The following is a 9,478-nucleotide window of genomic DNA, read 5'->3' as shown; positions in this document are numbered from 1 at the left end:
CCTTCACCATCTCCAACGGTGGCGTCTACGGCTCGCTGATGTCCTCGCCGATCCTGAACCCGCCGCAATCCGGCATCCTTGGCATGCACAAGATCCAGGACCGGCCGATGGCGATCAACGGCCAGGTGGTGATCCGCCCGATGATGTATCTCGCCCTGTCCTATGACCACCGGGTGGTTGACGGCAAAGGCGCCGTGACCTTCCTGGTCCGGGTGAAAGAGGCGCTTGAGGATCCGCGCCGGTTGCTGATGGATCTGTAACAGCCGACATTCCGCCAGACCGGGCCCCGCCCGGCTGGCGGCGCACGACCAGGCCAGATCGGACAAAGGAGGCGCCCGCCATGACCCCCGAACTCACCGCCCTCGCCTTTGCAGGCCTCGTGCATATCGTGCAATTCGCCATCGCCAGCATCCAGGCCAACCGCGAGATCGGCCTCGGCTACACCACCTCGCCGCGCGACCGCCCGCCCAGCCATCCGCCCAGCGACACCACCGGGCGGATGCTGCGCGCCTATGACAATTCCACCGCGATGATCGGCCTCTTTGCCGCTGCGGTGGCCTGTATCGCCATTCCCGGCCAATCCACCGGCTACACCGCCGCCCTGGCCTGGATCTATGTCGTCGCGCGCCTGTTCTATGCCCCGGCCTATGCGCTCGGCTGGAAACCCTGGCGCAGCTACCTCTGGATCCTCGCCCTCACCTGCTGCGGGCTCCTGTTCCTCGCCGCGCTCACTTGATCTTCCTCTGGTCGAAAATATCCCGGGGGTGAGGCCAAAGGCCGAGGGGGCAGCGCCCCCTACCCCACCCAACGAAAGGAAAAACCATGGCTCAATACGACGTCATCGTCATCGGCGCTGGCCCCGGCGGCTATGTTGCCGCGATCCGCTGCGCCCAGCTGGGGCTGAAAACCGCCTGCGTCGAAGGCCGGGCCACCCTCGGCGGCGCCTGCCTGAATGTCGGCTGCATCCCCTCCAAGGCCTTGCTGCATGCCACCCATCAGCTGCATGAGGCCGAGCATAATTTTGCCGCCATGGGGCTCAAGGGCAAGACCCCGTCGGTCGACTGGAAACAAATGCAGGCCTACAAGGACGATGTCGTCGAACAGAACACCAAGGGCATCGAATTCCTGTTCAAGAAGAACAAGATCGACTGGATCAAGGGCTGGGCCACTGTGCCCGCGCCGGGCCAGGTCAAGGTCGGTGACGACCTTTACGACGCCAAGGCGATCATCCTTGCCCCCGGCTCGACCCCGGCCTCGCTGCCCGGCGTCGAGATTGACGAAAAGATCGTCGTCACCTCGACCGGGGCGCTGACCCTGCCGAAACCCCCCAAGAAACTGGTGGTGATTGGCGCCGGGGTCATCGGGCTTGAAATGGGTTCGGTCTATGCCCGGCTCGGGGCCGAGGTGACGGTGGTCGAATTCCTCGACCAGATCACCCCCGGCATGGATCCCGAGGTGCAGCGCACCCTGCAACGGATCCTGAAAAAGCAGGGCATCAACTTCATCATGGGCGCTGCGGTGCAATCGGTCGCCACCAAGGCGGGCAAGGCCAAGGTCAGCTACAAGCTGCGCAAGGATGACAGCGAGGCCGAGATCGACGCCGACACCGTCCTCGTCGCCACCGGCCGCAAACCCTATGTCGAGGGGCTCGGGCTTGAGGCGCTGGGGATTGCGATGACCGAACGTGGCCAGATCGCCACCGACGCCCATTGGGCCACCAATGTGCCGGGCATCTATGCGATTGGCGACGCCATCACCGGCCCGATGCTGGCCCACAAGGCCGAGGACGAGGGCATGGCGGTGGCCGAGGTGATCGCGGGCAAGGCGGGCCATGTGAACTACGGGGTGATCCCCGGGGTCATCTACACCCATCCCGAGGTCGCCTCGGTCGGCGAAACCGAAGAGACACTGAAAAAGGCCGGTCGCGCCTACAAGGCGGGCAAGTTTTCCTTCATGGGCAACGCCCGCGCCAAGGCGATCTTTGCTGGCGACGGTTTCGTGAAAATCCTGGTCGACAAGAACACCGACCGGATCCTCGGCGCGCATATCATCGGCCCGGCGGCGGGCGATCTGATCCACGAGATCTGTGTGGCGATGGAATTTGGCGCCTCGGCCCAGGATCTGGCGCTGACCTGCCACGCCCACCCGACCTATTCCGAAGCGGTGCGCGAGGCGGCCCTGGCCTGCGGCGACGGGGCAATCCACGCCTAAAGCCTGTGATCGAAAAGAAAGCGGCCCTGCCCGGAACGCCCGGCGGGGCCGTTTTCATTCAGTGGCCCATCAAGCGACGCGCCGAAACCCGCGCTCAGCGCAGCCGCGCCACCACGTAATCCGCCAGATCCGCCAGCAGATCCCTGACTGGATCTTCGGGAACTCCAGCCAGCGCCGCCCGTGCCCGTGCCGCCCATTCAAACGCGGTATCGCGCGTCGAATCGAGCGTCCCATGGCGGGCAAACAGCGCCTGCGCCTGTTCCAGATCGCCCGCCACCTGCTGGCCCTTGCCAATGGTGCGCTGCCAGAAGGCACGCTCTTCGTCATCGGCGGCAGCCAGCGCCCGGATCACCGGCAGGGTCATCTTACGCTCGCGGAAATCGTCACCGACGTCCTTGCCGGTTGCCCCGCTATCCCCTTGATAATCCAAAAGATCATCGGCCATCTGAAAGGCGATGCCGAGGCTGTCGCCATAGTCTCGCAACCCGTCAATCACCACCTGATCGGCCCCGGCCACCACCGCGCCGGCCTCGGTTGCGGCGGAAAACAGCGCCGCGGTCTTGCCGCGCACGATCTGCAGATAGGTCTCCTCACTGGTGGCCAGATCCTGCGCCGCGCTCAGTTGCAGCACCTCGCCCTCGGCAATCGTCGCCGCCGCGTTCGACAGGATGTCGAGCACCCGCAGCGAGCCGGTTTCGACCATCAGCTGGAACGCCCGCGCGAACAGGTAATCTCCGACCAGAACCGAAGACTTGTTGTCCCACAACAGGTTGGCGGTGGGTCGTCCACGACGCTGGTCACTTTCGTCGACCACATCATCATGCAACAGGGTGGCGGTGTGGATGAATTCCACCGTCGCCGCCAGATTGACATGCTGGTCGCCCTGATAGCCACAGAGCCGCGCCGCCGCGATCACCAGCATCGGGCGCAGCCGTTTGCCGCCAGCTTCGACCAGATGCGCGGTGACCTCGGGAATGCGCGGCGCGTGGCGCGAGGCCATGCGCCTGCGGATCACCTCATTCATCGCCGCCATTTCAGCGGCGAACAGCGCCGCGAGGGCGTCATGCGGCTTGGTGACCACCTTGTCCAATGTCATCCCCTTCGCCCGACGGCAGGCCTCGACAATAGCGCGGCTCTGCCCTTTAGTCTCGGTCATGAAACAGCTTTTGCGCAGCAATGACATGACGGTGATCGCCTTTGCCCGCGCTCTGCTTCAGGGCGAGGATATAGACTGCTTCGAAATGGACGTAAACATGAGCGTCGTCGAGGGGTCCTTGGGCATACTGCCGCGCCGCTTGATGGTGCGCGATGTGGATTACGAGCGTGCCCTGCGCACCATCCGCGACAATGGCATCGCGCAGAATGGCTGATAATGGGCTGACCCGCGACGCGTTTCTTGGTGGGCGGGTGATGATCCGCCAGCCGAGACAGGGCTATCGCGCCGGGGTCGATCCGGTGTTTCTGGCCGCCTCGGTCTTGGCCAAGCCCGGGGAATCGTTACTGGATCTCGGCTGCGGCGTCGGCACTGCGGCGCTTTGCGCTGGCACCAGGCTGCCGGGGCTGCGCCTGGTCGGGCTGGAACGACAGGCCGATCACGCGGCGCTGGCCGTTGCAAACGCTGCGGAAAACGGGTTGGAGATGGAAGTGATCACCGGCGATCTGACCGCCATGCCACCGGCGCTGCGGCAGCGGCAATTTGACCACATTATCGCGAATCCACCCTATTTTCTGCGCCATTCTTCGGTCGCAGGCCAACACGACGCCCGCGAGGCAGCAATGGGTGAGGACACGCCATTGGCCGATTGGGTGAGCGTGGCGGCGCGGCGGCTGCGCCCCGGCGGCAGCCTGACCTTCATCCACCGGGCCGAACGCCTGCCCGAGCTGATCACCGCCTTTGCCAGTCACCTCGGCGCGCTGGAGCTGAAACCACTGACCCCGCGCGCCGGCCGCGCCGCCCGTCTGCTGCTGCTGCGGGGCCGCAAGGAGCGGAACGCGGCGTTCCAGTTGCATGCCGGTTTGTTGCTGCACAGCGGCGCCAGCCACACCAGCGATGCCGAGGATTACACCGCCATCGCGTCGGCGATTCTCCGCGAGGCGGCCCCGCTCGACTTCAACTTGTCGGTTTAATCACCTGTTAACAGCCATCTTTCAGACTGCATGCATGTCACGTGACAGAAATGTAAAAATGTGCTCCAATTTCAGCGTGTATTTCAACCAGAGGAGAAGATGATGAGCTTGGGTTCGCATGTGGAAGAACTGAAGAAGAAGCACCAGATCCTTGCCGCCAAAGTGGACGAAGCCGCGCGTTCACCCAGCGTACCCGACGCTGAAATCCGCCAGATGAAAAAAGAGAAGCTCCGCCTGAAAGAAGCGATCACCCGGCTGAGCTGACCTTTCAGACCCGCCGCAGGTCGGCGGGTCGTCAGGGTTTGCGTAAACTGGCCCGTGCGGCCAGGGCTGCCCCGGCTGTGATCAAGACAGCAGCAACGATCAGACGCCAGGACGGCGCCGCGATCCCGGCTGCGACCAGAATGAAGGTGGACAACAGCGGCGCGGCATAGCTCGCCACGCCGATCATCTGGATATCACCGTGTTTGACCCCGTGGTCCCAGACATAAAACGCGAGCCCCACCGGGCCGAGCCCCAGCGCGATCATCGCGGCCCATCCCAACCGGTGGGTCGGCCAGAGGGTTTGTTCAAACCCAAGATGCAGCCCAAGCGACAGAATGGCCGTCGCCAGGCAAAACACCACCACGCTTTCCGTCGGCACCCGGGCCATGCGCCGCGACAGAACCGAATAGCCAGACCAGGTCAGCGCACAGGCGGCGGCAAACAGATATCCCAGCCGAGCCTCGGCCGCATAGCTGGCATCGCCCCCCAGAATCACTGCCGCACCGCCAAAGCCGCATAACGCCCCGATCAAATGCCCGGGCCGCAGCCTTTCCCCGGGAAGCAGACCGGAAAACAACACGATCAGCAGTGGCCAGAGATAGGCGATCAGCCCGGCCTGCGCCGCTGGCGCCGATCTGAGGGCTGCGAAATAGAGCGCGTGATAGCCAAATAACCCCAAGGTTCCAAAGGCATAGGTAACAAGCGACACCTCACGCAACCGCCCGACCCGTCCGGAGATCAGCAACCAGATCAGTCCCATGCTGCCGCCAATGGCGAAACACACCGCGTTCAACTGCAAAGGCGGCACTGGCGCGCTGCCGACGGTCAGCAGCGCCAGCAGGGCCCAAAGCAGAATGGCTAGAAATCCGATGCTGGTGGCGCGGCGGCGCCGTAAAACTGTCATGTCGGCGCATCCTCGGCAGGCACGGGGCGATGTCAATCGCGCAGCAAAAAGGCCGACCCCGTAAAGAATCGGCCAATTTTGTACAGACTTACCCTACTGGGGTCAGACCACGAATTGCGCGCCATTCGCGGTGATCGTCGACCCGTTGACGAAGCCGGCGTCATCAGCGGCCAGGAACACCACGCATCGGGCGATTTCCTCGGGCTCGCCCAGACGGCCAACGGGGATCTGCGCGATGATCGACTCGCGCACCTTTTCCGGAACCGCCATCACCATGTCGGTGGCGGTGTAGCCGGGACAGACCGCGTTGGCGGTGATCCCGGCGCGCGCGCCCTCCTGGGCCAGGCTCTTGATAATGCCGAGATCGCCAGCCTTGGTGGCGGCATAGTTGACCTGACCGAACTGGCCCTTTTGCCCGTTGATCGAGGAAATCACGATCACCCGACCGAACTTGCGCTCACGCATGCCGGGCCAGACCGGATGCACGGTGTTGAACACCCCGGTCAGGTTGGTGTCGACCACCTGATGCCATTGTTCCGGCGTCATTTTATGGAACGGCGCGTCGCGGGTGATCCCGGCATTGGCGACCACCACATCAATCGGGCCAACCTCGGCCTCGACCTTTGCAATTCCGGCTTTGGATTCGTCATAATCGGCGACGTTCCATTTATAGGTCTGGATGCCGGTCTCGGCGGTGAATTTTGCCGCCGCTTCGTCATTGCCCGCATAGGTCGCCGCGACCTGATAGCCTTCGGCCTTGAGCGCCTTGGAAATTGCCGCGCCGATGCCACGGGTGCCGCCGGTAACGAGTGCCGTTCTGGCCATTTGAATCTCCTCTCGAAATATGTGCTCTCGGTAACTCTGTTACCCATCTGATCAATGATGCGCAACAATATTGCGCGTATAATTTTTCCATCTTGCCGACACAGGCCGATAATCTTGGTCCAAGCCTTTGGCTGCAAAAAAAGGCGCCCGTTTGGGCGCCTTTGATCACAGTACTGATCTTGGTGCGCCCAGTTAAAACCGCTCGAGACACATGGCGACGCCCATACCGCCGCCGATACACAGGGTGGCGAGTCCTTTCTTGGCGTCGCGGCGCTGCATTTCGAACAGCAAAGTGTTCAGGATCCGCGCGCCTGAGGCACCGATCGGGTGGCCGATGGCGATGGCGCCGCCATTCACATTGACGATCGCCGGATCCCAGCCCATGTCCTTGTTGACCGCGCAGGCCTGCGCGGCAAAGGCCTCATTGGCCTCGACCAGGTCCAGATCCTCGGCCTTCCAACCGGCCTTTTCCAGCGCTTTGCGGCTGGCATAGATCGGCCCGGCGCCCATGATCGACGGGTCCAGCCCGACGGTCGCATAGCTGGCAATCCGCGCCATCGGGGTGATTCCACGCTTTTCAGCGGTGTCAGCGGACATCAACAGCACCCCGGCGGCGCCGTCGTTCAAACCCGAAGCGTTGCCCGCGGTGACCGTGCCGTCCTTGATGAAGGCCGAGCGCAGTTTCTGCATCGCGCCAATATCGGCGCCATAGCGGATGTATTCGTCCTTATCGACCACGGTCTCGCCCTTGCGGGTCTTGATGGTGAACGGGATCACCTCATCGTCGAACTTGCCGGCCTTTTGCGCCGCTTCCGCCTTGTTCTGGCTGGCGACAGCGAATTCGTCCTGCTGGGCGCGGCTGATCTGCCATTTTTCGGCAACGTTTTCGGCGGTCTGGCCCATGTGATAGCCATTGAACGCGTCCCACAGACCGTCGCGGATCATCGAATCGATGTAGTTGACATCGCCCATTTTATGCCCGGCCCGCAGATGCGCGACATGCGGCGACAGCGACATGCTTTCCTGCCCGCCCGCGGCAACGATTTCGGCATCCCCCAGCATGACATGCTGGGCCCCCAGAGCCACGGCGCGCAGCCCCGACCCGCAGACCTGATTGATGCCCCAGGCAGCGCTTTCGATCGGCAGACCGGCGTTGATATGGGCCTGACGGGCCGGATTCTGACCCTGACCGGCAGTCAGCACCTGACCGAGAATGGTTTCGGACACATCCGATTTCTCGATCCCGGCGCGGGCGACAATCGCCTCAAGCACCGCCGCACCGAGGTCATGCGCCGGGGTATTGGCGAAGCCGCCGGTAAACGAGCCAACCGCGGTGCGCGCGGCCGATGCGATGACGACATTGGTCATGGGAATTCCTCCATCAGATGTGATCGGACCATCGATGGGCGCTGCCGCCCGTCTGCCACAAGTCCGACGTTGGCATCTGGATAAAGGATTCCGCGCGGCGTCTCAATGGGCCTGAGGTTGACGCGTCGGCATGCCGCATCGCAGCATGCCGATCTTGGCACCGCCTCAGGCCGAAACCCGCGCCGCCGCTTCCGCCGTCAGCCAAGGCGGATGAATGGTCGGCGCCGCATAGAAATAGCCCTGCAGGCAATCGATACCATTGGCCACCAGCCACTCCGCATCCTCCGCTCGCTCCACCGACTCGGCGATGGTGAACATATCGAGCTGCTCAGCGATCATGCACAGAGCCCGGGTCAGCACCTGATTGTCCGGGTTCTGCGCCACCCCGCGGATGAATTGGCCGTCGATCTTCAGCAGATCAAACTGGAAATCCCTGAGATAGCGGAACGAGGTGAACCCGGCGCCGAAATCATCCAGCGCAAAGGAAATCCCGCGCCGCGCCAGATCGCCCATGAACTGGGTGACCAGCTCGGGCACCAGCATGGCCGAGCTTTCGGTGATCTCAAGAATCAGCCGCTCGGCAACGGTCGCATCGCGGGCCAGCCCCCGCTGCAACGCTTCTTGCCAGCGTGGATAGCCGATCGAACGCGCCGACATGTTCACCGACAGCCGGATATGTGGCTGTTCGGCCAGGGTCTGCAGGCCGATTCCCAACGCCAGAACATCGACCTCGCGCCCGGACTCGCTGGCCTCCAACGCGGGCATGAAGTCACGCGCGGGGATCACCCGTCCGCCGGGGTCGAAGACCCGAATCAACCCCTCGTAAAACGCGACGCGCCCGGGCTGCGCCGCCTGCATCACCGGCTGAAACGCCAAGGCAACCTGTCGTTGCGCAATTGCATCCCGCACCATATCCAGCGTCCCGGCATCGCGCTGTGCCAGTGCAACGCTCAGCGGGTCCGCCTCATCCCGTGGCACATCCGTCCATTTCACCCTGCCCCGCCTTTTCATTGCCCTCTCCGTCGCATCACGCAAAGATTGGCCACAAATCGCTAACAAGCCGCTAACGAAAGGCCGAATATGTTGAACCGCTGCGCCTGGGCCGGGTCTGAACCGATCTACACCGCCTATCACGACGAGGAATGGGGAGTGCCGGAACATGACAGCCGGGCGCTTTGGGAAAAGCTGATCCTCGACGGTTTCCAGGCCGGGCTGAGCTGGATCACCATCCTGAAAAAGCGCGACAATTTTCGCGCCGCCTTTGCCGGGTTCGACCCCGAGGTCATCGCCAGCTGGGGCGAGCCCGAGGTGCTGCGCCTGCTTGGCGATTCCGGTATCATTCGCCATCGTGGCAAGATCGAAGCGACCATCAGCAATGCCCGCGCCTATCTGGACATTCAATCCGGCCCGGGGTTTTCGCAATTTCTATGGAGCTACGTCGACGGCCAACCGCTGCAGCCGCGCTTTGCCAGCCAGGTCGAGGTGCCACCGCAAACCGCCCTGTCGAAACAGGTCTCGAAAGACCTGAAAAAGGCCGGGTTCCGATTCTGCGGGCCGACCATCACCTATGCCTTCATGGAGGCCTGCGGCCTGGTCAACGACCACATCACCAGCTGCCATTGCCACAACCGGATTGCCGCCCTGCCCGGTCCCGGCCAAGCCTGAAGCCCCCTGCTTCCTCTGGTCAAAATAGGCGGTGTTATACTTTACGTACCACTTCAAACGGTAATCCCCCCATTTTTAGCGGGGTGCCTTCGTAGAACTTACGCGGCCATTTTC

General features: G+C 63.1%; 12 protein-coding genes. 7 read left to right on the top strand and 5 right to left on the bottom strand.

Annotation, left to right across the window (positions count from 1 at the left end; translation table 11 throughout):
• From P1U48_RS17840 to lpdA, 3 genes are all read left to right on the top strand, one after another.
• On the top strand, nucleotides 1-260 hold a 260-nt coding region (locus P1U48_RS17840), incomplete at its 5' end, for a 2-oxo acid dehydrogenase subunit E2 (RefSeq protein WP_301070637.1).
• An 80-nt stretch (nucleotides 261-340) separates the two neighbouring features.
• Nucleotides 341-736, top strand: coding sequence for an MAPEG family protein (locus tag P1U48_RS17835; RefSeq protein ID WP_301070635.1), 396 nt, complete (start codon nucleotides 341-343; stop codon nucleotides 734-736).
• An 86-nt stretch (nucleotides 737-822) separates the two neighbouring features.
• On the top strand, nucleotides 823-2,211 hold the full coding sequence (gene lpdA / locus P1U48_RS17830) for a dihydrolipoyl dehydrogenase (RefSeq protein ID WP_301070633.1): 1,389 nt from the start codon (nucleotides 823-825) through the stop codon (nucleotides 2,209-2,211).
• Between the two features lie 94 nt (nucleotides 2,212-2,305).
• Here the strand turns inward: lpdA and P1U48_RS17825 are convergent, their stop codons facing one another.
• Complete coding sequence (locus tag P1U48_RS17825) at nucleotides 2,306-3,301, bottom strand: polyprenyl synthetase family protein (RefSeq protein ID WP_301070639.1); 996 nt, start codon at nucleotides 3,299-3,301, stop codon at nucleotides 2,306-2,308.
• A 64-nt stretch (nucleotides 3,302-3,365) separates the two neighbouring features.
• Here P1U48_RS17825 and P1U48_RS17820 point away from each other — a divergent pair, with 64 nt between their 5' ends.
• The 3 genes from P1U48_RS17820 to P1U48_RS17810 all read left to right on the top strand — a co-directional run bounded on the left by P1U48_RS17820 (nucleotide 3,366) and on the right by P1U48_RS17810 (nucleotide 4,602).
• Nucleotides 3,366-3,581 (top strand): DUF2007 domain-containing protein, encoded by a 216-nt coding sequence (locus P1U48_RS17820; RefSeq protein WP_301070631.1) that lies wholly within the window; start codon nucleotides 3,366-3,368, stop codon nucleotides 3,579-3,581.
• Complete coding sequence (locus P1U48_RS17815; RefSeq protein WP_301070629.1) at nucleotides 3,574-4,338, top strand: methyltransferase; 765 nt, start codon at nucleotides 3,574-3,576, stop codon at nucleotides 4,336-4,338. Before P1U48_RS17820 ends, P1U48_RS17815 begins: the two co-directional genes overlap by 8 nt.
• 102 nt (nucleotides 4,339-4,440) lie before the next feature.
• On the top strand, nucleotides 4,441-4,602 hold the full coding sequence (locus P1U48_RS17810) for a DUF465 domain-containing protein (RefSeq protein WP_301070627.1): 162 nt from the start codon (nucleotides 4,441-4,443) through the stop codon (nucleotides 4,600-4,602).
• 31 nt (nucleotides 4,603-4,633) lie between these two features.
• On the opposite strand, the gene P1U48_RS17805 is transcribed toward P1U48_RS17810, so the two are convergent.
• The 4 genes from P1U48_RS17805 to P1U48_RS17790 all read right to left on the bottom strand — a co-directional run bounded on the left by P1U48_RS17805 (nucleotide 4,634) and on the right by P1U48_RS17790 (nucleotide 8,710).
• Nucleotides 4,634-5,506 (bottom strand): EamA family transporter, encoded by an 873-nt coding sequence (locus P1U48_RS17805; RefSeq protein WP_301070625.1) that lies wholly within the window; start codon nucleotides 5,504-5,506, stop codon nucleotides 4,634-4,636.
• 102 nt (nucleotides 5,507-5,608) lie between these two features.
• On the bottom strand, nucleotides 5,609-6,331 hold the full coding sequence (gene phbB, locus P1U48_RS17800) for an acetoacetyl-CoA reductase (RefSeq protein ID WP_301070623.1): 723 nt from the start codon (nucleotides 6,329-6,331) through the stop codon (nucleotides 5,609-5,611).
• 192 nt (nucleotides 6,332-6,523) lie between these two features.
• Complete coding sequence (locus P1U48_RS17795) at nucleotides 6,524-7,699, bottom strand: acetyl-CoA C-acetyltransferase (protein WP_301070621.1); 1,176 nt, start codon at nucleotides 7,697-7,699, stop codon at nucleotides 6,524-6,526.
• Between the two features lie 165 nt (nucleotides 7,700-7,864).
• On the bottom strand, nucleotides 7,865-8,710 hold the full coding sequence (locus P1U48_RS17790) for an EAL domain-containing protein (protein ID WP_301070619.1): 846 nt from the start codon (nucleotides 8,708-8,710) through the stop codon (nucleotides 7,865-7,867).
• A gap of 69 nt (nucleotides 8,711-8,779) precedes the next feature.
• Here P1U48_RS17790 and P1U48_RS17785 point away from each other — a divergent pair, with 69 nt between their 5' ends.
• The gene (locus P1U48_RS17785) at nucleotides 8,780-9,364 is read left to right on the top strand and encodes a DNA-3-methyladenine glycosylase I (protein WP_301070617.1); all 585 of its coding nucleotides are present in this window, start codon (nucleotides 8,780-8,782) and stop codon (nucleotides 9,362-9,364) included.
• Nucleotides 9,365-9,478: the final 114 nt, after the last annotated feature.

Source organism: Pseudooceanicola sp. (assembly GCF_029213205.1).
GTDB lineage: Bacteria > Pseudomonadota > Alphaproteobacteria > Rhodobacterales > Rhodobacteraceae > Pseudooceanicola.
Note: the sequence above shows the minus strand (reverse complement) of the source record. Positions and strands in the feature narration are given on the sequence as shown.